General features: G+C 66.1%; 16 protein-coding genes. 8 read left to right on the forward strand and 8 right to left on the reverse strand.

Going from position 1 to position 22,963, the window contains the following annotated elements:
- Nucleotides 1-87: 87 nt before the first annotated feature.
- The 3 genes from ACN9M2_RS05705 to ACN9M2_RS05715 all read left to right on the forward strand — a co-directional run bounded on the left by ACN9M2_RS05705 (nt 88) and on the right by ACN9M2_RS05715 (nt 6,979).
- Nucleotides 88-5,007 (forward strand): NAD-glutamate dehydrogenase, encoded by a 4,920-nt coding sequence (locus ACN9M2_RS05705; RefSeq protein ID WP_426287169.1) that lies wholly within the window; start codon nt 88-90, stop codon nt 5,005-5,007.
- 252 nt (nt 5,008-5,259) lie between these two features.
- A complete protein-coding gene (locus tag ACN9M2_RS05710) occupies nt 5,260-6,018 on the forward strand; it encodes an NAD kinase (RefSeq protein ID WP_426287170.1) in 759 nt (252 codons plus the stop codon).
- A gap of 25 nt (nt 6,019-6,043) precedes the next feature.
- Nucleotides 6,044-6,979 carry a 5'-nucleotidase gene (locus ACN9M2_RS05715; protein ID WP_426287171.1) on the forward strand — a complete coding sequence of 312 codons (936 nt, stop codon included), beginning with the start codon at nt 6,044-6,046 and terminating at the stop codon, nt 6,977-6,979.
- Nucleotides 6,980-7,115: 136 nt separating this feature from the next.
- On the opposite strand, the gene ACN9M2_RS05720 is transcribed toward ACN9M2_RS05715, so the two are convergent.
- Complete coding sequence (locus ACN9M2_RS05720; RefSeq protein WP_371022032.1) at nt 7,116-7,991, reverse strand: DMT family transporter; 876 nt, start codon at nt 7,989-7,991, stop codon at nt 7,116-7,118.
- A gap of 157 nt (nt 7,992-8,148) precedes the next feature.
- Here ACN9M2_RS05720 and ACN9M2_RS05725 point away from each other — a divergent pair, with 157 nt between their 5' ends.
- From ACN9M2_RS05725 to ACN9M2_RS05740, 4 genes are read left to right on the forward strand one after another with little or no spacing between them, the layout of a single operon-like run.
- Nucleotides 8,149-9,318 (forward strand): acyl-CoA dehydrogenase family protein, encoded by a 1,170-nt coding sequence (locus tag ACN9M2_RS05725; protein WP_426287172.1) that lies wholly within the window; start codon nt 8,149-8,151, stop codon nt 9,316-9,318.
- A 7-nt stretch (nt 9,319-9,325) separates the two neighbouring features.
- Nucleotides 9,326-9,862 carry a GNAT family N-acetyltransferase gene (locus tag ACN9M2_RS05730; RefSeq protein ID WP_426287173.1) on the forward strand — a complete coding sequence of 179 codons (537 nt, stop codon included), beginning with the start codon at nt 9,326-9,328 and terminating at the stop codon, nt 9,860-9,862.
- Nucleotides 9,863-9,887: 25 nt separating this feature from the next.
- Nucleotides 9,888-10,511 (forward strand): glutathione S-transferase family protein, encoded by a 624-nt coding sequence (locus tag ACN9M2_RS05735; RefSeq protein ID WP_426287174.1) that lies wholly within the window; start codon nt 9,888-9,890, stop codon nt 10,509-10,511.
- 24 nt (nt 10,512-10,535) lie between these two features.
- On the forward strand, nt 10,536-12,800 hold the full coding sequence (locus ACN9M2_RS05740) for a thiamine pyrophosphate-dependent enzyme (protein ID WP_426287175.1): 2,265 nt from the start codon (nt 10,536-10,538) through the stop codon (nt 12,798-12,800).
- Between the two features lie 42 nt (nt 12,801-12,842).
- Here the strand turns inward: ACN9M2_RS05740 and ACN9M2_RS05745 are convergent, their stop codons facing one another.
- The 6 genes from ACN9M2_RS05745 to ACN9M2_RS05770 form a co-directional block, all read right to left on the reverse strand.
- Complete coding sequence (locus tag ACN9M2_RS05745) at nt 12,843-14,570, reverse strand: sensor domain-containing diguanylate cyclase (RefSeq protein WP_426287176.1); 1,728 nt, start codon at nt 14,568-14,570, stop codon at nt 12,843-12,845.
- Nucleotides 14,571-14,740: 170 nt separating this feature from the next.
- On the reverse strand, nt 14,741-16,891 hold the full coding sequence (gene ppk1 / locus ACN9M2_RS05750; protein WP_426287177.1) for a polyphosphate kinase 1: 2,151 nt from the start codon (nt 16,889-16,891) through the stop codon (nt 14,741-14,743).
- A 107-nt stretch (nt 16,892-16,998) separates the two neighbouring features.
- Nucleotides 16,999-18,018 carry a UDP-N-acetylmuramate dehydrogenase gene (gene murB / locus ACN9M2_RS05755; RefSeq protein ID WP_426287869.1) on the reverse strand — a complete coding sequence of 340 codons (1,020 nt, stop codon included), beginning with the start codon at nt 18,016-18,018 and terminating at the stop codon, nt 16,999-17,001.
- Nucleotides 18,019-18,035: 17 nt separating this feature from the next.
- The gene (locus ACN9M2_RS05760; RefSeq protein ID WP_426287178.1) at nt 18,036-19,064 is read right to left on the reverse strand and encodes a quinone-dependent dihydroorotate dehydrogenase; all 1,029 of its coding nucleotides are present in this window, start codon (nt 19,062-19,064) and stop codon (nt 18,036-18,038) included.
- The gene (locus ACN9M2_RS05765) at nt 19,064-19,831 is read right to left on the reverse strand and encodes a class I SAM-dependent methyltransferase (protein WP_426287179.1); all 768 of its coding nucleotides are present in this window, start codon (nt 19,829-19,831) and stop codon (nt 19,064-19,066) included. Before ACN9M2_RS05765 ends, ACN9M2_RS05760 begins: the two co-directional genes overlap by 1 nt.
- Nucleotides 19,832-19,848: 17 nt before the next feature.
- The gene (locus ACN9M2_RS05770) at nt 19,849-21,384 is read right to left on the reverse strand and encodes an aldehyde dehydrogenase family protein (protein ID WP_426287180.1); all 1,536 of its coding nucleotides are present in this window, start codon (nt 21,382-21,384) and stop codon (nt 19,849-19,851) included.
- 180 nt (nt 21,385-21,564) lie between these two features.
- Here ACN9M2_RS05770 and ACN9M2_RS05775 point away from each other — a divergent pair, with 180 nt between their 5' ends.
- Nucleotides 21,565-21,825 (forward strand): hypothetical protein, encoded by a 261-nt coding sequence (locus tag ACN9M2_RS05775; RefSeq protein ID WP_426287181.1) that lies wholly within the window; start codon nt 21,565-21,567, stop codon nt 21,823-21,825.
- A 31-nt stretch (nt 21,826-21,856) separates the two neighbouring features.
- Here the strand turns inward: ACN9M2_RS05775 and ACN9M2_RS05780 are convergent, their stop codons facing one another.
- Entirely contained in the window at nt 21,857-22,933 is a 1,077-nt protein-coding gene (locus ACN9M2_RS05780; protein WP_426287182.1) for an RHS repeat-associated core domain-containing protein, read from the reverse strand.
- Between the last annotated feature and the right edge of the window lie 30 nt (nt 22,934-22,963).

Raw genomic sequence — 22,963 nt, forward strand, 5'->3', positions numbered from 1 at the left:
AGCCGATGTCATCCGGTGTGGCTACATGACATCGGTGGGAGCTATGCTTTCACGGATTTTCCGACTCCCCACATCGACAATCCGCCCATGAATGCGATTCGCGCTGCCGAAAACGGCCCGTTCCATGCCGTTGTCTTCGATGAACTGAAAAAGCTCGACCACCCCGCGGAGCGCCTCGATGAGGCGCGCTTTTTTATCGAGGCCTTCTTCGACCGGATCGCCCCCGCCGACCATGGCCTGCATGCGCCGGCCCGCTGGGCCGCGCTGATCGCCGATCTGCTGGCCTTCGCCCGCGAGCGGACGCCCGGCAAGGCCAAGGTCAGGGTGTACAACCCCGGCGTCTCCGGCAGCCGCGCCGTGGTCGAGGTCGTCACCGACGACATGCCCTTCCTGGTCGACACCGTCTCGATGGTGGCCGCCGCGCATGCCGACATCCACGCGATCATCCATCCCGTGGTGCCCGTGGTGCGTTCGGCGACCGGGGTGCTCCAGTCGATGGGAACGGGGGAGAAGACCGAATCGATCATGCGGTTCGAGATCGACCGTATCGACGACACCGAACTCGACACCCTCAGGGCGAACGTCGAGACCGCCTTGTCCGACGTCCGCGAGGCCGTGGACGACTGGCGCGCGATGCGCGGGAAGATGGTCCAGATCGCCGACGAACTCGGTCAGCGGGCCTTGCCGTACACCGCCGAGGAAATCCGCGAGGCTAGCGAGTTCCTGCGCTGGGTGGCGGACGAGCATTTCACCTTCATGGGCTATCGCGAGTACGAGGTGTCGGCCGATGCGGGCGACGAGGTGCTCAAGACCGTCGAAGGGTCGGGGCTTGGCATCCTGCGTGCCGCCGAGCGTTCGCTCGCACCGCGTTCGCTGCGCACCCTGGTCGCCAGCGAACTGCCGCGCTCGGGTTCGACGGACGCGATCATCCTGACCAAGACCAATGCGCGGTCACCCATGCATCGCGCCGGCTACATGGATTACATCGGCGTCCTCAAGTTCGACGACAAGGGTCGCCCGGTCGCCGAGCAACGTTTCCTGGGCCTGTTCTCGTCCAACGCGTACATGGCCCATCCGCAGCACGTGCCGCTGGTGCGCGAGAAGTGCGAGGCGGTGATGAACCGCTCGGGGCTCAAGCGCGATTCGCATTCGGGCAAGGCCCTGCGCCACATCCTCGACACGCTGCCACGCGAAGAACTGTTCCAGTGCAGCACCGACGAGCTCTACGCCCTGTCGATGGGGTTGCTCGAACTGGCCCAGCGCACGCGCACGCGCCTGTTCATCCGCCGTGACAGCTACGGCCGGTTCTTCTCCTGCCTGGTCTACATCCCGCGCGATCGTTTCAACACGTCCGTGCGCGAGCGCGTGGAGAACGTGTTGCGCGACGCGTTCCATGGCGAGCACGTCGATTCCGCGGTACTGATGGGCGAGGCCGCCCTGGTACGCCTGCATGTCGTGGTGCGTCCGCGCATCGGCGACCACCCGGTCTACGACGCCACGGGCATCGAGGCGCAGATCGTTTCGATCGCACGCAACTGGTACGACGAACTGCGCGACCGGCTGATCGAGACGGCCGGTGAACAGCAAGGCATCATCCTGGCCAACCGCTACGGAAAGAGCCTGCCCGCCGGTTATGTCGACGAGGTGTCGCCGCAGGTCGCCGCCGCCGACGTGCGCGCATTGGCGGGCCTCGATGGTCCCGACGCCATCAGCATGTCGTTCTACCACCCGTCGCACCGGCCGGAGGAACTGCGTTTCAAGGTCTACCGTTCCGGTTCCGACATCGCGCTTTCCGAAGTGCTGCCGCAGTTGGAGAACCTCGGCCTGCGCGTGCTCACCGAGCATATGTACGAGGTGAAGCAGGCGGACGGCTCGCTCTACATCCAGGATTTCGAGGTACAGCCGGTCGGCCGCCTCGCCTTCGAGGTGGAGCAGGTCGGCACCATCTTCGAGGATGCCTTCGAACAGATCTGGCGCGGCAACGCGGAGAACGACGGCTTCAACCGCCTCGTCCTCGGTGCCAAGCTCGGCTGGCGCCAGGTGGCTATCCTGCGCAGCTACTGCAAGTACCTGCTGCAGACGGGCGTGGCGTTCTCGCAGGCGTACATGGAAGACGCGCTCAACCGTTATCCGGCCATCGCGGGCCTCATCGTCGAGTTGTTCAACGTACGCTTCGATCCTCGCCGCGAAAGCCTCGGCGGTGCCGAGCGCGAGCGTGCCGAGAGCCTGCTCTCGCACGAGATGCATGCGCTGATGGACCCGGAAACGCTCGCCGCTCAGCCCGGACTCATCGGCAACCTGGTGGCTTCGCTCAGTCTCCCGCGCGCCGAGCAGGCGACGGTGGTGGAAGAGGCGATCAACGCACTGCTCGACAACGTGTCCAGCCTCGACGAAGACCGCATCCTGCGCAGCTTCATCTCGCTGGTCCACGCGACGCTGCGCACGAATTTCTTCCAGGCCTGGGACGGCGCGTTCCGCCCTTACATCAGCTTCAAGTTCGATTCGCACAAGGTGCCGGACCTGGCCAAGCCGGTGCCGTTCCGCGAGATCTTCGTCTATGCGCCGCGCGTGGAAGGTATCCACCTGCGCTTCGGTTCTGTCGCCCGCGGTGGCCTGCGCTGGTCCGATCGCCGCGAGGATTTCCGCACCGAGGTGCTCGGCCTGGTCAAGGCGCAGATGGTGAAGAACACCGTCATCGTGCCGGTGGGCTCGAAGGGTGGCTTCTTCGTGAAGCGGCCGCCGGTGGGCGCCGATCGCGATGCGCAGCTGGCCGAGGGCATCGCCTGCTACCGCATGTTCATCAACGGCCTGCTCGACATCACCGACAACCTGGTCGAGGGCAAGGTGGTGCCGCCGCACGATGTCGTGCGTCACGACGACGACGACCCGTACCTGGTGGTCGCTGCCGACAAGGGCACCGCGACGTTCTCGGATATCGCCAACGCGATCTCCAGCGAGCATGGCTTCTGGCTCGACGACGCGTTCGCCTCGGGCGGATCGAACGGTTACGATCACAAGGGCATGGGCATCACCGCCAAGGGTGCCTGGGAGTCGGTGAAACGCCATTTCCGCGCGTTGGGCCGCGATTGCCAGACCGGGGAATTCAGCGTGGTCGGCGTGGGCGACATGTCCGGCGACGTCTTCGGCAATGGCATGCTCCTGTCGGAGAAGATCCGCCTGCTCGCCGCGTTCGATCACCGCCACATCTTCCTCGACCCGAATCCGGACGCGGCCAAGTCGTTCGCCGAACGCCAGCGCATGTTCGCGTTGCCGCGATCCTCGTGGGACGACTACGACAAATCGCTGATCTCGGCTGGCGGCGGCGTCTATCCGCGCAGTGCCAAGGCGATCCCGGTGTCGCCCGAAGTGCGTGCCGCGCTCGGCATCCGTTCCGACGCCACGCACATGGCGCCGACCGACCTGCTTTCGGCGATCCTCAAGGCGCCGGTCGACCTGCTCTGGAACGGCGGTATCGGCACCTACGTGAAAGCCACCAGCGAAACGCATGCCGATGTCGGCGATCGTGCCAACAACGCGCTGCGCGTCAACGGCAACGAACTGCGCTGCAAGATCGTGGGCGAGGGCGGCAACCTGGGCATGACCCAGAAGGGCCGCATTGAAGCCGCGCAGTCCGGTGTGCTGTTGAATACGGACTTCATCGACAACTCGGCCGGCGTGGACACCTCCGATCACGAGGTGAACATCAAGATCCTGCTGAACGACGCCGTGCAGCGTGGCGAGTTGAGCTTCGAAGGCCGCAACAAGCAGTTGGCCGAGATGACCGACGAGGTCGCCCGCCTGGTCCTGTGGGACAACTACCGGCAGAACCAGGCGATCACCGTGATGGAGCACCAGTCGGTGCGCCGACTCGGCTCGATGGCCCACTTCATCAGTACGCTGGAAGCCGAAGGCATGCTCGACCGCCAGGTCGAATCGCTGCCCACGGCCGCCGAACTGGCCGAGCGCAAGCAGCGCGGCCAGGGCCTCACCCGGCCGGAACTGTCGGTGTTGCTCTCTTACGACAAGATCCGCCTGTTCCAGCAGCTGCTGGATTCGGACGTGCCGGAAGACCCGTACCTCTCGCGTGAGCTGGTCCGTTACTTCCCCGTGCCGCTGCACGAGAAGTACGCCGAGCACATGCAGCGCCATCGACTGAAGCGCGAGATCATCGCCACGGCGGTCACCAACTCGACGATCAACCGCATGGGCGCCACGTTCATGATGCGCATGCAGGAGGACACCGGACACGGTCCGGCCTCCATCGCCAAGGCGTATACGGCGGCGCGGGAAATCCTCGACGCACGCGACCTGTGGGCGGAGATCGAATCGCTGGACGGCACGGTGGCGGAAGACACGCAGATCGACGCCATCCTGCAGATATGGTCGTTGCTGCGCCACCTCACTCGCTGGCTGCTCAACCGGCCGGGCGGTTCGCTGGATATCGCGGCGAACGTCGACCGCTATGCGAGCGAGGTCACCACCTTGCGCAAGGCGCTGCCGGATGCGCTCACCGATACCGGTCGCGGCGATTTCGCCGCCAGCCAGGAGAAGTGGGAAGGCCTCGGCGTGCCGAACGAGCTGTCCATTCGTCTCGCCCGGGTGCCGGTGTTGCGTGCCGCCCTGGACATGGTCGAGGTGTCGAAGCAGAGCGGCAAGGACATCGCGACCGTGGCCAAGGTGTTCTACGAACTGGCCGAAGCACTCGACCTGGAGTGGTTGCGTGGCCAGATCGAGGCCTTGCCGGTGGAAGGCGCATGGCATGCGCAGGCGCGTGGATCGCTGCTGGACGAACTCAATGCCCAGCACCGCGCGCTGGCCTTGCAGGTCCTGGGTGTCGCCGGTGATCGTACCGATGTCAGCCCGGTCAAGGCCTGGCTGGAGCGTGACGACGCCACGCTGAAGTACACCCGCGCGATGCTGGCGGAGATCCTCACCCAGAACGCGGATTACCCGATCGCCTCGGTCGCTGTCCGCCGCCTGGCGCAACTGGCGCAGATTCCGGTCTGAGGCCGGGCTATCGCCGACAGGCTCGGCTCCCACCTGGTCCCCTGGTCCTGGTGGGAGCCCCGGCCCGGATTGCCTGGTGGGAGCCGACCCTGTCAGCGATACCCAGGGCATCAGCAGCGTTCGGCATGGCTCTGGTGGGAGCCGACCTTGTCGGCGATTCCCGCTTGCGAAAACCTCTCCTGTCGCACCGGCCTATCCGACCGGCAGTCTTAAGGACTAAGCTCCCGGCTGGATTCATCAAGCCATCCTTATATGCGCCTAGCCTTCGTCGCCAGCGAAACCGAAGTCGCCCAACGCGCCCGTGCGGCGCTTGTCGCTCGTTACAAGGGCGTGGAGCCCGGGGACGCCGATATCATCGTGTCGCTGGGCGGCGACGGCTTCATGCTGCGCACCCTGCATGCGCACCGCACGCTCGGCGTGCCGTTCTATGGCATGAAACTGGGCCGGCTGGGTTTCCTGATGAACCAGCACGAAGTCGACAACCTGCCCGAACGGATCGAAAAGGCCCACCCGGCCGTGCTGCATCCCCTGGAGATGCACAGCATCTGCTGCGATGGCGTGGAGCACCGTGCGTTGGCCTTCAACGAAGTGGCCTTGCTGCGGCAGACCAACCAGGCCGCGCATCTGCAGGTCAGCCTCAACGGCGAGGTGAAGCTGGAGGAACTGGTCTGCGACGGCATCCTTGTGTGTACGCCCGCCGGGTCCACCGCCTATAACCTGTCCGCGCACGGCCCCATCCTGCCCCTGGACGCCAACGTGCTCGCGCTCACCCCGATCAGCCCGTTCCGGCCGCGCCGCTGGCGGGGCGCGATCCTGCCCCATGCCACCCGGGTGGGCTTCGCCACGCGCGACCCGAACAAGCGCCCGATCAGCGCCACGGCGGACTTCCACGAGGTGCGCGACGTGCGCAGCGTGGAGATCAAGCAATCGCGGCGAAACGCGGTGCGACTGTTGTTCGACCCGGAGCACAACCTGCAGCAGCGCATCCTCGACGAGCAGTTCGCGCCGTAGGTTTGGCGCGCAGGACACCATGCCCATGACCACCCACGACGACACGCAGAACGTCCACGCCGCATCCTCCGTGCGCGACAACCGCCTGGTCGTCGCCATTTCCTCGCGGGCGCTGTTCGACATGGAGGACAGCCACGATCTGTTCGAGCGCGAGGGCCTGGATGCCTATCGGGCCTACCAGATCGAGCACGAAGACGACTTGCTCAAGCCTGGGGTCGCCTTCCCGCTGGTGCAGAAGCTCCTGGGCCTCAACGCGCTGTCCGGCGACGTGCCGCCGGTCGAGGTGATCCTGCTTTCGCGCAATTCCGGCGACACGGGCCTGCGCATCTTCAACGCGATCCAGCACTACAAGCTCGGCATATCGCGGGCGGCGTTCACCAGCGGCGCGCCGACCTCGGACTATATCGCGCCGTTTCGCGCGGACCTGTTCCTCTCCGCCAACGCCGAGGACGTGGGCCGCGCGTTGCGCGCCGGCGTGGCGGCGGCCACGATCCTTCCCTCGACCGCACCCCAGCGATCGAGCGAGCAACTGCGCATCGCCTTCGATGGCGACGCGGTGATCTTCGGTGACGAGGGCGAGCGCGTTTCAAAAGAACAGGGGCTCGAAGCCTTCCACCTCAACGAATCCGAGCGCTGGGCGGAGCCGCTTTCCGGCGGTCCTTTCCGTGGGTTTCTCGCCGCGCTGCACCGGTTGCAGGCGGCGTTCCCGGCGGAGACCTCGCCGATCCGCACGGCCCTCGTCACCGCTCGCTCCGCGCCCGCGCACAAGCGGGTGATCCTCACGCTGCGTCGCTGGGGCGTGCGCATCGACGAAGCCTTGTTCCTCGGCGGCCGCGACAAGGGGCCTTTCCTCGAGGCTTTCGGCGCGGACATCTTCTTCGACGATTCCCCGGCCAACGTGGAATCGGCCCGGCGTCATGTGGCGACCGGCCATGTGCCGCACGGAGTCAGCAACACCTAGCGTTGTGGGAGCCGCTTCAGCGGCGATGGGTGCTAGCCGCTGTCTGGCCGGCTGCCGCCGGATCGCCGACAAGGTCGGCTCCCACCAGTCCACGAGACGTTTGTGGGAACCGCTTCAGCGGCGATTCCAGTCCGTCTCAGACGATATTCGTCCAGCGCCACCAGTCGGTCTTCTTTTCCTCGCGCACGAAGGTGAACAGGCCGGCACCCAGGATCATCACGATGCCGACCAGCATCGGCCAGTCCAGGTGATCGTGGAACAGCAGGTAGCCGAACAGGATGGCCCACAGCATCTGGCTGTACTGGGTCGGTGCCACGCGGTTGGCCGGCGCGTTCTGCGTGGCGAGCATCAGCAGGACCGCTCCCGCCGCCGCCAGCAGTCCGTACCCCAGCACGAGGAACCACTGGTGCGCGTCCGGCCAGACGAAGTGCGGCAGCATCATGATGAAGCCGGCGATCATCGGCCCGATCACGCCGGCGCCGTACAGCGTGATGCGCTTCTCGGTCGCGCCGGCCATGCGCAGGGCGATGATGGACAAGGCGCCGGTTATCCCGCAGATGATCGCCGCGACGTGTCCCGTGCCCAGGTGACGGAAGCCCGGTCGCAACACCACCAGCACGCCGAGGAAGCCCACGATCACCGCCGACCAGCGCCGCCAGCCCACGTGCTCGCGCAGGAAGACCACCGAGAGGATGGTCACGAAGATGGGCAGCAGGAAGATCAGCGAGAAGGCCTCGGCCATCGGCAGGGCGGTGAAGGCCATCACCGCGGTCACGTTGCCGATGGCACCCGCCATGGCGCGGAGCAGCCACAAGCCGGGCATCTTCGATATGACGATCTCGCTCCAGCGGTCGCCCGGCTTCTTCAGGAAAGGGAAGGCGGCCATGGCCAGCACCGCGCCGAAGAACACCGCCTCGTACGCGGGCAGGCTGCCCTCCAGCGACTTGACGAAGGCGTCGCTCCACGCATAGGCGGCGTAGCAGGCGAAACCGAGCAGCACACCTTTGAACATGGCGGTCCGTCAGGGAGCGGGCAGGAAGGTCATTATGGCGCCTCCGGCGTCGAGATTCCGGCAATCGGTCCCATGTTTGCTGCGGCCCGCCATGACCCCGCCATCGGCCATGGCTACAATCGTGGGCTTTCCGGCTGCCCACGCAAGAGTCCCAAGTATGGCCCACCGTCTCGATCCGCTCGACCTCTACGATGTCCGCTCGCTGCTCACCGACGAAGAGCGCATGGTCCAGGACACCGTCGGACGCTTTGTCGACGAAAAGGTCCTTCCGATCATCGGTGACTGCTTCGACCAGGGCCGGTTTCCCGCCGAACTGGTTCCGGAAATCGCTTCGCTGGGCCTTCTCGGCGCCACGCTGCCAGAGGAATACGGCTGCGCCGGCATGAACGGGGTCAGCTACGGCCTGATCTGCCAGGAGCTGGAGCGCGGCGATTCGGGCCTGCGCAGCTTCGCCTCGGTGCAGAGCTCGCTGTGCATGTATCCCATCTTCGCCTACGGGTCCGAAGAGCAGAAACGCGAGTACCTGCCGCGGATGGCCGCGGGCGAGATCATCGGCTGTTTCGGCCTGACCGAACCGCACGGCGGTTCCGACCCCGCCAGCATGAAGACGGTCGCGCGCCAGGATGGCGGCGACTGGGTGATCAACGGCGCCAAGATGTGGATCACCAATGGCAACCTCGCCCACATCGCGATCGTCTGGGCGCAGACCGACGAAGGCATCCAGGGCTTCATCGTGCCGACGGATACCAAGGGCTTCGCCGCGCAGGAAGTGCACAAGAAAATGAGCCTGCGCGCCTCGGTCACCTCCGGGCTGTTCTTCGACGACGTGCGCGTGCCGGACAGTGCGCGGCTGCCCAACGTGAAGGGCCTGAAGGGACCGCTGGGTTGCCTGAACCAGGCGCGCTACGGCATCACCTGGGGTCCGATCGGCGCCGCGCAGGCCTGCCTGAAGGAAGTGCTCGACTACACCGCGCAGCGCGTGCTGTTCAATCGTCCGCTGGCGGCGAACCAGGCCGTGCAGATCCGGGTGGCCGACATGGCCCGCCGCATCACGACCGCCCAGTTGCTCTCGCTGCAACTGGGACGCCTGAAGGACGCCGGGCGCCTGCAGCCCACCCAGGTGTCACTGGCGAAATGGAACAACGTCCGCATGGCCCTCGACATCGCGCGCGACTGCCGCGACATCCTCGGCGGCGCGGGCATCACCACCGAGCATTCCGCGATACGCCATGCGCTGAACCTGGAATCGGTCATCACGTACGAGGGTACCGAGACCGTCCACCAGCTGGTGGTCGGCCGCGAACTCACGGGCATCAACGCGTTCTGACGCCGGCATGCACGGGCCCGTCATCGAAACCGACCGGTTGATCCTCCGGCCCACGGCAGCGGAGGATTTCGACGCCTGGGCCGAATGCATGGCCGATCCGGAAGTCAACCGGTTCCTCGGCGGTCCGCAGCCGCGCGCCATCGCCTGGCGCAACTTCATGACCATGGCCGGTTGCTGGAGCATCGCCGGGTTCGGCATGTTCTCGGTGATCGAACGCGCCAGCGGACGCTGGGTGGGCCGCCTGGGCCCATGGCAGCCGGAAAGCTGGCCTGGCCATGAGATCGGCTGGGGGCTGCTGCGGGAAACCTGGGGCAAGGGCTACGCGACGGAAGGCGCGGCCGCCTCGATGGACTGGGCATTCGCCAACCTCGGCTGGAGCCAGGTGATCCACTCGATCAACCCACAGAACCTCGCCTCGATCGGTGTCGCGAAGAAGCTCGGTTCCACCTGGCAAGGACCGGGTGCCTTGCCGCCACCGTTCGAGGACGACATCGTCGATCTATGGGGGCAGACCCGCGAACAGTGGATCGCCCGTCGTCGTTGATTCCTTCTTGGCCAAAGGACGTCCCTTGAACCGTTCCGACTCTCCCGTGCCCACCATCTACGGTCTGCGTTCATCGGGCAATTGCTACAAGCTGCAACACCTGCTGGATACGCTCGGCCGCCCCTACCGCTGGATCGAGACCGACAGCACCGCCGGCGCCACGCGTACGGCGGAGTTCCTCGCGTTGAACCCGAACGGCAAGGTACCCCTGCTCGTGCTGGAAGACGGCCGCCGCCTCGCCGAGTCCAACGCTATCCTGTGCTATCTCGCCGAGGGCACGCCCTTCCTGCCACCGGACCCATGGGAGCGTGCGCGCACGCTGCAATGGATGTTCTTCGAGCAGTACAGCCACGAGCCTTACGTGGCCGTGGCGCGCTTCGTCTGCAAGTGGCTGCCGGAAGATCACCCTCGTCGCGCGGAGTTGCCGCAGCTGCTCGATCGCGGTGCGCGGGCGCTGGACGTGATGGAAGACCATCTCGCCAATGAATCGTTTTTCAGCGGAGGCGGCTTCGGCGTCGCCGATATCGCGCTGTTCGCCTATACGCATTGCGCCGCCGATGGCGGCTTCGATCTCTCCCGTTGGCCGAACGTCACCGGTTGGCTGGCGCGCGTTCGTGCGCAGCCCGGTTTCTCGCCGATGCACGCCTGATCCTCACTTTCCCGAGTCTTCCCCATGTCCGTCCCGCAAGCCATCGCCGCCCGCCACAAGGGCTTCAATCGCGCCGAGATCGTCGACCAGAACTTCGTCGAGTTCGTGCAGTCGTGGCAAGGCGACACCACCCGCGCGCCTCGCGACGACGAGCCGGTGCTGCCCGGCAGCGCACTGGATGCACGTGGTTTCCGTGAGTTACTCGAATCGCAGTTGATCAGCCGTCACCTCGACCTGATGGCGCGCGTGTTGCGCGTGCAGAACAAGGTGTTCTACACGATCGGCTCGTCGGGGCACGAAGGCAACGCGATGATCGCGCGGCTCACGCGGCATACCGACCCCGCGTTCCTGCATTACCGCAGCGGCGGCTTCATGGCCGAACGCTTCCGCAAGCTCCCCGGCATGGACCCGGTGATGGATTCGGCCTTGTCTTTCGCCGCAAGCAGCGAAGACCCCGCGTCCGGTGGCCGTCACAAGGTGTGGGGAAGCAAGCCATTGTGGGTGTTGCCGCAGACCTCGACCATCGCGTCGCATTTGCCCAAGGCGCTCGGTACGGCCATCGCGATCGAGCAGGCGAAGCGTATCGGCCATGCCTTGCCGGTGCCTGACGATGCGATCGCCATCTGTTCGTTCGGCGATGCCTCGTCCAACCATGCCACCGCGCAAACGGCGTTCAACGCCGCGGCGTGGACTGCCTACCAGAAGCTGCCCGCACCCGTGCTTTTCGTGTGCGAGGACAACGGCATCGGCATCTCGGTGAAGACGCCGAACGACTGGGTCGCCAACAACTTCCGCCACCGTGCGGCCCTCGACTACTTCTACGCCGATGGCCTCGACCTCGCGGCTGGTTACGCGGATGTCGAGCGCGCCGTCGCCCACTGCCGCGACACGCGCCGTCCGACCTTCCTGCACCTGGGCACGACCCGCATCATGGGTCACGCGGGGACCGATTTCGAAATCGAATGGCGTTCGGTGGAAGAACTGGTGGCGCTGGAAGCGACCGACCCGCTACTCCGCAGCGCGACCATCGCGCTCGCTTCGGGCCTGTATGACCGCGACAGCCTGCTCGGACTCTATGAGGGCATCCGCAAGCGCTGCTTCGAGGCGGCCGCCGCCGCGGATCGGACGGCAAAGATCGAAAGCCTCGCTCACGTGATGGCGCCTCTCGCTCCCTACACGCCCGAGGCCGTTCGTGCCGAGGCGGCGCGCATGGCCGAGGCGACGCAGCGCGAGCGTGCGTTCGGCGGCGCCGACAAGCTTCCGGAAAAACAGCCGCCACGTCATCTGGCCATCCAGATCGGCCAGGCCTTGCACGATCTCATGGCGAAGTACCCGGAAAGCCTGCTGTTCGGCGAGGACGTGGCGCAGAAGGGAGGCGTGTACACGGTGACCAAGGGCCTGCACAAGGTCTTCCGCAACACCCGTGTGTTCAACACCCTGCTCGATGAGACGATGATCCTCGGCCTGGCGCAGGGCTATGCCAACATGGGCATGCTGCCCTTGCCCGAGATCCAGTATCTCGCGTACTTCCACAACGCCTGCGACCAGATCCGTGGCGAAGCGGCTTCGTTGCAGTTCTTTTCCAACGGCCAGTACCGCAATCCGATGCTGATGCGGGTGGCCTCCCTGGGCTATCAGCGCGGGTTTGGCGGTCATTTCCACAACGACAATTCGATCGCCGCGTTGCGCGACATCCCCGGATTCGTCGTGGGTTGCCCGAGCCGCGGCGACGATGCCGCGACGATGCTGCGTACCCTGGCCGCCCTGGCGAAAGTCGATGGCCGGGTCACCGCGTTCCTCGAACCGATCGCGCTGTACATGACCAAGGACCTCTACGAGGCGGGTGACGGACAGTGGCAATTCGCCTATCCGGCACCGGGCGAAGCGATGCCGCTGGGCGAGGGGCGGGTTTACGAGGATGCTGCGAACGACCTCGTCGTCTTCACCTTCGGCAACGGTGTGCCGATGAGCCTTCGTGCGGCGCGACGGATCGAAGCGGAGCATGGATGGAAGGTGCGCGTGGTGGACCTGCGCTGGCTCGTTCCGCTCAACGACGCCTTCATCGCCGCGCAGGCGAAGAGTGCGAAACGTATCCTGGTGGTGGACGAGGGGCGCAAGAGCGCGGGCGTGGGCGAGGGCGTGATCACCGCCATCGTCGAGGCGGGGCTGGGCCATGTGCCGCTGCGCCGGGTCGTGGGCGCCGATACGTTCACGCCGCTGGCGGGCGCGGCGTTCCTGGTGTTGCCGGGCGACGACGATATCGTGGCCGCGGCCGCCGGGCTGGCCTGAAGCGAGCCCCGTCGCCGCTTCAGCGGCGATGTACGGCGAACTTCACTTCACCGCCTTGCCCACGTCATTGCGGCGGACCAGCACCGGCCCGGCGTGGCCGGCGCATATCGCCTGGTTGCGCCCCGCGAGCTTCGCCGCGTACATCGCCGTGTCCGCCCGCTCGACCAGTGACTGCACGGTATCCGCGGGTGTGCGCATGGCCACGCCGATCGAGACCGTCAGCAATGCGCCGGGAGGGCCCACGTGCACGTCGAGCCGGTGCACGCGCCGGCACAGGCGCGTGGCGACCTGCATGGCGTTTTCCTTCTCCACGCCCTGCAGCAAGGCCACGAACTCTTCACCACCGTAACGGCCGAGCAGGTCGGAAGGCCTGAGCTCGTGGCGCAGGGCGGCCGCCACCGCCACCAGGGCACGATCGCCGGCGGCGTGGCCGTGGCGGTCGTTGAGTTCCTTGAAGTGATCCAGGTCGAAGAACAGCACGGCGATGGGACGCGATGAACCCTGTTCCAGCACACCCATCGCGGCATCGGTCCAGGCACGTCGGTTGAGCAGTCCCGTCAATGGATCGCTGTCGGCGAGCTGGCGGGCGCGGTCGCGATCATGGCGGATGGTGAGTGCGCGGTCGGACAAGCCGATGGACAGCACGATGGCTTCGAAGGCACCCACCGCGATCGCCGCGTCCGGCAGCCAAGGCGCTCCCGCGAACATGCCCTGCTGCTGGGCGCCGCATAGCGCGGTAAGGATGAGCAATGGGGTCCAGCCAGCGAGGAAAAACCAGGCATGCCGCGAACCGCGCGCGGCGGCGATGGCGCCGGCCACGAGCAGGAGCAACGCGCCGAGCAACAACAAGGGCTGCAGCAGCAGCTGTGCCATGCCCACCAGCATGCCGACGCCGGTCGCGCGAAGCACGATCAGCAAGGGCATCACCACCGCGAAGGCCAGTACGGGCGTGCGCAGCAAGGGCACGTATTCGTCGACCTTGGCGAAGCGCAGCATGAACAGGGCGGCGAAGGTCACCGACAACGCCGTCACCGCCGCGCCGAGGGTGTCTGCCATGCCGGCCAGCGACTGCAATTCGAGCGGGTGGAAAACGAACCCCGAGCGCAAGCCCTGGATCAAGGCATAACAAATCAGGTACGCGGCATACCAGCCGAAGGTCATGTCGCGCAGGATCAGCGTGAAGCACAGCGCCATCAGAGCCATGGTCAGCATGACGGCAAAGCAACCGGTGGCGAAGACCATCCAGCTGCCATCGTCCCGAAGATAGTCCGGCCACGAGTCGATCGATATCGTCACCGCGCCCGGCGGCTGTGCCGTGGGCTCGAATTTCAGCAGGAGCGGCCGTGACGCCGGAATCGACGCGGGCACGTTGAAGATCAGCCGGCCGTGACCGTGCAGGGGCGGTCCGAAGTCGTCCAGCGAGGTGGTCGCCACCAGCGTGTCGCCGTCGTAGAGCGACACCGCGCCCATACCGGGATGACCGACGCTGAGCACGCGTTCGCCCGTCGTCCAGGGGGGCAGGCTGTGTACGATCACCCAGGTGCCGGTGGGCGCGTTGGGGAGGATCTGCATGCGCGCCGGGTCGAACGCGGGCAGGGGCCGCTGGGCCGCCTCGCGAAGGATGTCGGCGGGAGTGTCGCCAGGGCGCACCTCGCGCCAGTTGGCCGTGAGCGTGGTCGCGATGGCGTTACCGCCCAGAAGCAGGCCGCACAGCGCCATCGCCTGGAAAAGACGGTAGACCCACCCGTGCTGGCGGTTGCTGGTACGCATACGCGGCTCCATTCTGCCGTGGTCCAGGGCCGCTGTCGCGTTGGCCGTTGGGCGTATCCGTTGTGGGTGCCGCTGTAGGAGTCGTTGTGGGAGGAATGGGTTGTGGTGTGCGAGAGCCCTGGTGGGCTCCCATGGGTTAGGCGGCTCCCGGGAGCCGCCTCAGCTGGGGCTTAGGGTGCCGCTATGCCGCCGAAGCGTTCCAGCAATTGGGTCTGCGCGTCGCGGACCGGTTGGCCGGGAGACGGCTGGAGGAGGGCATAGGTCCCATCGGGCTGCTGGACCCAGGCCGAATGGTTGTCGGTGAGGTAGAACTCCAGTTCCCGTCGCACCCGCTGGCGCAGCTTCTTGCCCTCGATGGGAAAGCAGGTTTCGACGCGGCGGTCGAGATTGCGTTCCATCAGGTCGGCGCTGGCCAGGTAGAGATCCGGTTCGCCGTCGTTGTGGAACCAGTAGACGCGGCTATGTTCGAGGAACCGTCCGACCACGGAGCGCACACGGATATTCTGCGATACACCCGGGATGCCCGCGCGCAGGCAGCACATGCCGCGAACGATCAATTCGATCTTCACGCCGGCCTGGCTGGCCCGGTAGAGCGCGCGGATCAGCTTGGGATCGGTGATCGCGTTGATCTTGCAGACGATCTCCGCCTTCTTGCCCGCGGCGGCATGCGTGGCTTCACGCGCGATCAGGTCGAGCAGGCCTTTCTTCAGCGTGAAGGGCGCGTAGAGCATCCGCTTCATCTTCAACGCCTTGCCCATGCCCGTGAGCAGGCGGAACAGGCGATGCACGTCGTCGCACAGGGCTTCGTCGGACGTGAGCAGGCTGTAGTCGGTGTACAGCCGCGCGTTGCCCGAATGGTAGTTGCCGGTTCCCAGATGGGCGTAGCTCACCAGCTTGCCGTTCTCGCGGCGCTGCACGAGCATCAGTTTCGCATGCGTTTTCACGCCCACCACGCCATAGGTCACCACGGCGCCGGCCTGCTGCAGGCGCGAGGCCAGGGTCAGGTTGGACTCTTCGTCGAAACGCGCACGCAGTTCGACCACGGCGGTGACTTCCTTGCCCGATCGCGCCGCTTCCACCAGTGCGTCGACGATTTCGGAGTTGGCGCCGCTGCGGTAGAGCGTCTGCTTGATCGTCAGTACCTGCGGGTCCTTGGCCGCCTGGCGCAGGAAGTCGACCACGGGCGAGAACGATTCGAAGGGGTGGTGGAGCAGGATGTCCTGCTTTCCGATCACCGAGAACATGTCTTCCGCGTCGGCCAGCGCCTTTGGCAGGGCCGGTACGAATCCCGGAAACTGCAGGCGCGCGTAGGCCGGTTGCAAGGTCATCTCGAACAGGCGCGCGAGGTTCACCGGGCCGTTCACTTCGTAGAGCGAATCCGCTTCCAGCGAGTACTGCTTGAGCAGATAGTCCACGAGGGGCTTGGGACAGTTGTCGGCCACCTCCAGGCGCACGGCGTCACCGTAGCGGCGCGAGAAGAGTTCGCCGCGCAAGGTGCGCGCAAGATCTTCGACGTCTTCCGGATCGATGGTCAGGTCCGCGTTGCGGGTGAGGCGGAACTGGTACGAGCCCAGCACGCGCATGCCGGGGAAGAGATCGTCGGCATGGGCGTGGATGATCGACGAGAGCAGCACGTAATTGTCGCCACCCTCGCAGACTTCCCCGGGCAGGCGGATGAGGCGCGGCAGGATGCGCGGCGCCGGTACGATCGCCAGGCCCGAATCGCGGCCGAAGGCATCGGTGCCTTCCAGCTGGACGATGAAGTTCAGGCTCTTGTTCACCAGGCGCGGGAAGGGATGCGTCGGATCGAGGCCGATCGGCGTGACCAGCGGCGCCACCTCGTGGCGGAAATAGCGGCGCACCCAGAGCTTCTGTTTATGCGTCCACTGGTTGCGGCGGACGATGCGGATACCCTCGTCCGCCAGCGCGGGGAGGATCTTCTCGTTGAGGATCGCGTACTGCCGCTCGATCTGGCGGTGTGCCAGTTCCGAGATCTCGGCCAGGACGCGGCGCGGTGGAATCCCGTCGGCGCCGATCATTTCGTGGTCGAACGCGATCTGCTGCTTCAGCCCGGCCACGCGGATCTCGAAGAATTCATCCATGTTCGACGAGAAGATCAGCAGGAACTTGAGCCGCTCGATGAGTGGCTTGGATTCGTCCAGCGCCTGGTCGAGTACGCGGATGTTGAACTGCAACTGCGACAGCTCGCGATGGACGTAGAGGCTGGAATCGTTGAGGTCGACCTCCGCGACATCCGGCGGCGGCGCCGCCCTGACGGTGGCGCTTTTCGCGGGAGCGATCGACTCGTTGGGCGGGATCATCGTGTCCAGGGTGGCGTCCTCGTCGCGGATCGCGACGCCCTCATGGTACGCCGCCTGCGCGAGGGTATGACGGAGCTCTTACATCCGCATGACATGCGCCACGGCGCTCAGACCACCAGCGGTTCGGGTTCCAGTGTTACGCCGAACGTGGTCTCGACCCCGGCGATCACCTTCTGTGCGAAGGCCCAGAGCTCCGGGCCGGTCGCCTTGCCGTGGTTCACCAGCACCAGGGCGTGGCGGTTCGACATGCCCGCGTCGCCATCGCGCTGGCCCTTGAATCCGGCGGCCTCGATCAGCCAGCCGGCGGAGATCTTGGCTGTGCCCCCGGCGTGTGGCCACACAGGCAGGCCCGGATGGGCGAGTGCGAGTGCCTCGGCCTTCGCCGCGCCGACGATCGGGTTCTTGAAGAAGCTTCCCGCGTTGCCGATGACGGCGGGGTCGGGCAGCTTGCGCGAACGCAGCCGCACGACGGCCTCGGCCACGTGGTAAGGCGTGGCACGCTCGATGCCCATCTTCCCGACCTCCTCGCGGATGCCCGCGTAGTCGAGCGAGAGCGGGCGTTCGCGAGGAAGGGAGAACGTCACGGCCACGACGATCCAGCGTCCCGGCTGTTGCTTGAAGCTGGAATCGCGATACGAAAAGGCGCAGGCCGCCTTGTCGAGCACGACGAACTCGCCCGCATGCGTGTCCCAGGCTTCCACGGTATCGATGAATTCCGCCACCTCGACACCGTAGGCGCCGATGTTCTGGATCGGCGAGGCGCCGACGGTGCCGGGAATGAGGATGAGGTTTTCCAGGCCGGCGTAGCCCTGGCCCAGGGACCAGCGTACGAAGTCGTCCCAGCGCTCTCCCGCGGCCACGCGGATCAGCACGCGATCGTCGCGCTGGAAGGTCTCGACGCCGCGAGTCGCCATCGCCAGGACGGTGCCGTCGAAATCACCCTTGATGAGCAGGTTGCTGCCTTCGCCGAGCACGAGGACCTTACCCCACTTCACGGCAGGGTATGCCAGCAACTCGGGGATTTTCGCCGGGTCGCGCACCTCGGCAAGCAGTTTTGCGCGTGCATCCACGCGTAGCGTGTTGCGGCCGCCGAGCGGCGCATCGCTGGCGAGGCTGAACCCGCCCATGTCGACCGGCGCGTTGTTCATGCCGCGAGTCCCCGGCGCCGGATCTCGGCGACGGCCTCGGCGATCAGCCCGGGGCCGCGATAGACGAGGCCGGAGTAGAGCTGCACCAGCGTGGCGCCGGCCTCGATCTTCCCGGCGGCGCTGTCGCCGTCGAGGATGCCGCCCACGCCCACGAGGGGAAGCTTGCCACCGAGGCGCGCGTGCATGCCGCGCAGCACGGCGGTGGCTCGGGTGAACAGGGGGCGGCCGGACAGTCCACCGGTTTCATGCGCGTTGGGGTCGCCCGCGACCTCGGCGCGTTCGATCGTCGTGTTGGTGCAGATCACGCCGTCGATGCCGGAGGCGAGCAGCACCTCCGCCATGGCGTCCAGTTCGTTGTCCGACAGGTCCGGTGCGATCTTCAGCAGCATCGGCTTGTGCTTGCCGTGCTGGCTCGCCAATCGTTCCTGCGCCTCGCGCAGCGTCCCGATGAAGCGGCGAAGTGTTTCCTCTTCCTGGAGATCGCGCAGACCTTGCGTGTTCGGCGAGGAGATATTCACGGTGATGTAGCTGGCCAATGGATACGCGCGTTCCAGGCAGGCGAGGTAGTCGTCGATGGCGCGTTCGTTCGGCGTGTCCTTGTTCTTGCCGATGTTGATGCCGAGCACACCACGGAACGAAGCCTTTTGCACGTTGCGCACCAGTGCGTCGATACCTTCGTTGTTGAAGCCGAGCCGGTTGATGATCGCTTCGTGCCGTGGCAGTCGGAACATGCGTGGCTTGTCATTACCCGCCTGCGGACGCGGCGTGACCGTGCCGATCTCCACGAAGCCGAAGCCCAGCGCGGCGAGGCCGTCGAGGTGCGCACCGTTCTTGTCCAGGCCTGCGGCAAGGCCCACCGGATGGGGGAAATCGATACCGAAGGCACGTACCGGCAGATCCGAGGGGGGCTTCGCGATCCAGCCCGAGATGCCGCTGCGCTGCGCGACATCGGCGGCGTACAAGGTCAGGCCATGCGCGGTCTCGGCATCCAGTGCGAAGAGCAGGGGGCGGATCAGTTCGTACATCAGGCGTCCGGGTGGCCCGCGAAGACGCGGGTGTCGTAATCGTAGTCGACCGTGCCATTGGCCTGGGTCGCGTCGAACAGCGAGCGCAGCGCGAAGAGCATCGGTTCGTGGTCGGGATGCCCGGGCTTGGGTGCGTACGACGACGACATCAGGCGGCCCAGCAGTCCGTCGTAGTCGAGCTTCTGGCCGTGCGGGAACGATGCCATGCCGCGATAGCCATGGCCGAACCAGCGCGCCATGCTCTCGTCGTCGGCGTAGCGCTCCGCGATGCTGATGTAATCGACGCCGTATTCGTGCAGCAGCCGCTCGTAGCCTTCCAGGAACGGCGTGCCTGCCAACCGGCGACTGTTCCAGAACACGGCGACCAGGCCGCGCGAAGGCAGGATGCGCGCGAATTCGTCGCGCACCCTTTCCTTGTCGAACCAGTGGAACGCCTGCGCGGCGATGACGAGGTCGACCGAGCCGTCGGGCAAGCCCGTGGCCTCGGCGGTGCCATCCACGGCACGGAACCGGTTTTCGCCACCGAGCCAGCGCTCGGCGGCCGCGCGCATCGCCGCGTTCGGTTCGACGGCGGTCACGCGATGTCCGGCGTCGAGGAACAGCTTGCTCGATATGCCCGTGCCCGCGCCGACGTCGGCGACGGCCCAGTCGGTGCGGACGCCGAGGCCATGCAACCACTCGACCAGCGCCGGGGGATAGTCCGGGCGATAGCGGACGTAGTCCTCGACGCGATCGGAAAAACGTTCCGTGGAGCGAAGGTCGGTCATGGCCTCATCCGTTCGGGTCAGAACTCGAACTTGATGCCCTGGGCCAGCGGCAGCGCGTCCGAGTAGTTGATGGTGTTGGTCTGGCGGCGCATGTACACCTTCCAGGCATCCGAGCCCGACTCGCGACCGCCACCGGTTTCCTTCTCGCCACCGAAGGCGCCGCCGATCTCCGCGCCCGAGGTACCGATATTGACATTGGCGATGCCGCAATCCGAGCCCGACGCCGAAAGATACTGCTCTGCCGCCTTCAGGTCCTGCGTGAAGATCGCCGAGGACAGGCCTTGCGGCACGGCGTTCTGTTCGGCGATGGCTTCATCGAGGGTGTCGAAGGGCATCACGTAGAGGATCGGCGCGAAGGTTTCCGTCTGCACGACCTCGTCGGAGTTCTTCAGGCCCGTGACGATCGTCGGCAGCACGAAGTTGCCCTTGCGGTCGGTGAGCGCCTTGCCACCCGTGCGCACCGTGCCGCCGGCGGCCTTGGCCTGTTCGATGGCGGCGAGATACGCCTTTACGGCCTCGGGGCTGTTGAGCGGCCCCATCAGCGTGGTGGGAAGCGTGGGGTCGCCGATCTTCTGCTCGACCTGCCCGTAGGCCTTGACCAGCGTGTCGACCACGGTGTCGTGGATCGACGAATGCACCAGGACGCGGCGGGTGCTGGTGCAGCGCTGGCCGGCGGTGCCGACGGCACCGAACACGATGGCCGGGATGGCGAGCTTCAGGTCGGCCGACTTGTCGAGGATGATCGCATTGTTGCCGCCAAGTTCGAGCAGGCTGCGGCCCATGCGCTTCGCCACGCGCTCGCCGACGATGCGGCCCACCTTGGTCGAGCCGGTGAAGCTGATCAGCGGAATGCGCTTGTCATCGATGAACGCCTGCGCCAGGTCGGTGCCGGCATCGTTGAAGAGGAAGAAGATGTCCGGGAAACCGGCCTCCTTCAGCGCCTCGTTGCAGATCTTCATCGTGGCGATGGCCGAGAGCGGCGTCCTCGGCGACGGTTTCCAGATGCAGATGTCGCCGCAGATCGCGGCCAGAAAGGCGTTCCATGCCCAGACGGCGACCGGGAAGTTGAACGCGCTGACGATGCCCACGAGGCCGACCGGATGCCACTGTTCGTACATGCGATGGCCGGGGCGCTCGGAATGCATGGTGTTGCCGTAGAGCATGCGGCTCTGGCCGACCGCGAAATCCGCGATGTCGATCATCTCCTGCACCTCGCCATCGCCTTCGGGCTTGATCTTGCCCATTTCCAGGGCGACCAGCGAACCCAGGGCGTCCTTGTGCTTGCGCAGCGCCTCGCCGCACAGGCGGACGGCTTCGCCGCGACGCGGGGCGGGGGTGGTGCGCCAGACCGCGAAGGCTTCCTGGGCGCGCTGCACGATCGTTTCGTAATCGGCGGCGCTGGTGGCCTGCACCGTCGCGATCACGTCGCCCGTGGCCGGATTGGTCGGCGACAGCGTGCCGGCGCCCGTGGTGGCAGCCCATTCGCCACGGCCGAGATAGGTACCGGATTCGTGGGCGGCGAGGCCGAGGGCTGCGAGGATCTTGCCGGACATGAGGCTCTCCATGGAAGACGGGTAAAACGGCGATTCTAGCAAACGCACCCTTCACCTCCCGTTGTGCAGCGCGGGAGGGATGTCTGCGGGGCGTCGTTGCCCGGAGATGTTATGAAGACCCTGCGATCACCGGCGCAAGTCCATGCTGGGCTTGAGTTTCTTCACCAGACGGGTGGCCTCATGTCCCGAATCTACGAGATTCCCTACCATCCCGATGAAAGCCACTCATGGACCGTGTGTCTCGACGGCGAGGTGCTATCCCGTTTCGATAGCCGTTTCGACGCCCTGCTCGCGGCCGTGAACCGGGCAGCCACCGAAGGAGGCGGTGCCAGCATAGGGATCGAGGGTGCCGATGGTGTCTGGCGCCCTTTCGGAAGCGATGCGAAACGGCCGGCGCGTCCGCCGCCCATGCCGGGGCAGGTCAGCAATCACAACCGATAGGTGGTGGCCCATCGGACATTGTGTTCGAACATCAGCTCCCGGTCGGCGACGCCGTAAAATAGATATGCACGACGATGGCATTGCTGTTTGACACGCGAACGAAGTCGATATTCGACATGTCGCCAACATCCCGGACTTCAACGTCGTCATCGCGCCTTCGGGCATCGGCGGCGTAGATCGACCGGATCGTGTCCGCCGTCTCGTAAAAGCGGCGATCGGCATGGAGTCGACGTCCGTTCGCCCAGTTGATGCCATCGTTCGAGCCGTGCGCGCCGGCCAGCAGGATAATCCGCCGGGTGTCGCCGCTGGCTCCGATCGACTGTACCAACGGGAACACCTCTTCGAGGGAGGTCTCCGAGTCCGCGACGTAGTTGGTCCCTCCCCTGGCGTTCGGGATAGAGCGCCAGTGTGCGCGGAAGTCCGAAGGCGCCGCGGCCAGCCTCGCCGGCACCTGTTCCAGAAGTGCCGCACGGCCCTCGTAGTTATCGATCCGGTGATCGCCGTTCGAGAATGTATGGGTGGTCCTGCGATAGTCCTGCCGCTGTTCGACGGCGACGCCTCCCAGGGGGACGTTGTCCAATGACGTGAGACCTCCTGGAGCGTGGCCCGAACCGAGCGAGGCCCAGCCGAAAACACCGCCGGCTTTCGGGGCCCGCGTCGTCCTCGATGCGATCGAACCAGGGGCGACCACGGGCGCGATCGTGTCCGCGATGCCACTCACGGCGGAGGCGAGGAGGGCCGGGGACGTGACTGCGTCCGCTGTGGTGTCCCCGGCCGGGGGGTGTGGCAAGCCGCTGCTTCCGCCGGCGGTGCGGACCGGGGGTGCGGACAATCCCAGGATCGAAGTCAGCCACGTCCGCCACGTATTGCCGTTGGGATCGGTCCGGTTGACCGGATCGCCGCCGCAGTAGGCATAGCGATTCAAACCGCCACTTTCGAAGGGACTGACCGGATCGGGATTGAGGAAGCGTCGCAGTAGCGGGGAATACAGGCGACGGCCGAGTGCATAGGCGCCGGTGCCCGGCTCCATGCGTGCTCCCGTGTAGGCGCTGTGCGCGTGCTGTCCAATCGCCGCGCCGTCGCCGAAAGCGCCGTAGATGCGACTCATGAGTGGCGTCCAGGCCATGCCGCGATCGGT

This window comes from Luteibacter sp. E-22 (genome assembly GCF_049913125.1).
Classification (GTDB): Bacteria; Pseudomonadota; Gammaproteobacteria; order Xanthomonadales; family Rhodanobacteraceae; genus Luteibacter.

What these genes read in the sequence shown, in the direction of transcription:
- ACN9M2_RS05705 (WP_426287169.1), top strand. Translation starts at nt 88, where the DNA reads ATGAATGCGATTCGCGCTGCCGAAAACGGCCCGTTCCATGCCGTTGTC.
- ACN9M2_RS05710 (WP_426287170.1), top strand. Translation starts at nt 5,260, where the DNA reads ATGCGCCTAGCCTTCGTCGCCAGCGAAACCGAAGTCGCCCAACGCGCC.
- ACN9M2_RS05715 (WP_426287171.1), top strand. Translation starts at nt 6,044, where the DNA reads ATGACCACCCACGACGACACGCAGAACGTCCACGCCGCATCCTCCGTG.
- ACN9M2_RS05720 (WP_371022032.1), bottom strand. Translation starts at nt 7,991, where the DNA reads ATGTTCAAAGGTGTGCTGCTCGGTTTCGCCTGCTACGCCGCCTATGCG.
- ACN9M2_RS05725 (WP_426287172.1), top strand. Translation starts at nt 8,149, where the DNA reads ATGGCCCACCGTCTCGATCCGCTCGACCTCTACGATGTCCGCTCGCTG.
- ACN9M2_RS05730 (WP_426287173.1), top strand. Translation starts at nt 9,326, where the DNA reads ATGCACGGGCCCGTCATCGAAACCGACCGGTTGATCCTCCGGCCCACG.
- ACN9M2_RS05740 (WP_426287175.1), top strand. Translation starts at nt 10,536, where the DNA reads ATGTCCGTCCCGCAAGCCATCGCCGCCCGCCACAAGGGCTTCAATCGC.
- ACN9M2_RS05745 (WP_426287176.1), bottom strand. Translation starts at nt 14,570, where the DNA reads ATGCGTACCAGCAACCGCCAGCACGGGTGGGTCTACCGTCTTTTCCAG.
- ppk1 (WP_426287177.1), bottom strand. Translation starts at nt 16,891, where the DNA reads ATGATCCCGCCCAACGAGTCGATCGCTCCCGCGAAAAGCGCCACCGTC.
- murB (WP_426287869.1), bottom strand. Translation starts at nt 18,018, where the DNA reads ATGGGCGGGTTCAGCCTCGCCAGCGATGCGCCGCTCGGCGGCCGCAAC.
- ACN9M2_RS05760 (WP_426287178.1), bottom strand. Translation starts at nt 19,064, where the DNA reads ATGTACGAACTGATCCGCCCCCTGCTCTTCGCACTGGATGCCGAGACC.
- ACN9M2_RS05765 (WP_426287179.1), bottom strand. Translation starts at nt 19,831, where the DNA reads ATGACCGACCTTCGCTCCACGGAACGTTTTTCCGATCGCGTCGAGGAC.
- ACN9M2_RS05770 (WP_426287180.1), bottom strand. Translation starts at nt 21,384, where the DNA reads ATGTCCGGCAAGATCCTCGCAGCCCTCGGCCTCGCCGCCCACGAATCC.
- ACN9M2_RS05775 (WP_426287181.1), top strand. Translation starts at nt 21,565, where the DNA reads ATGTCCCGAATCTACGAGATTCCCTACCATCCCGATGAAAGCCACTCA.
- ACN9M2_RS05780 (WP_426287182.1), bottom strand. Translation starts at nt 22,933, where the DNA reads ATGAGTCGCATCTACGGCGCTTTCGGCGACGGCGCGGCGATTGGACAG.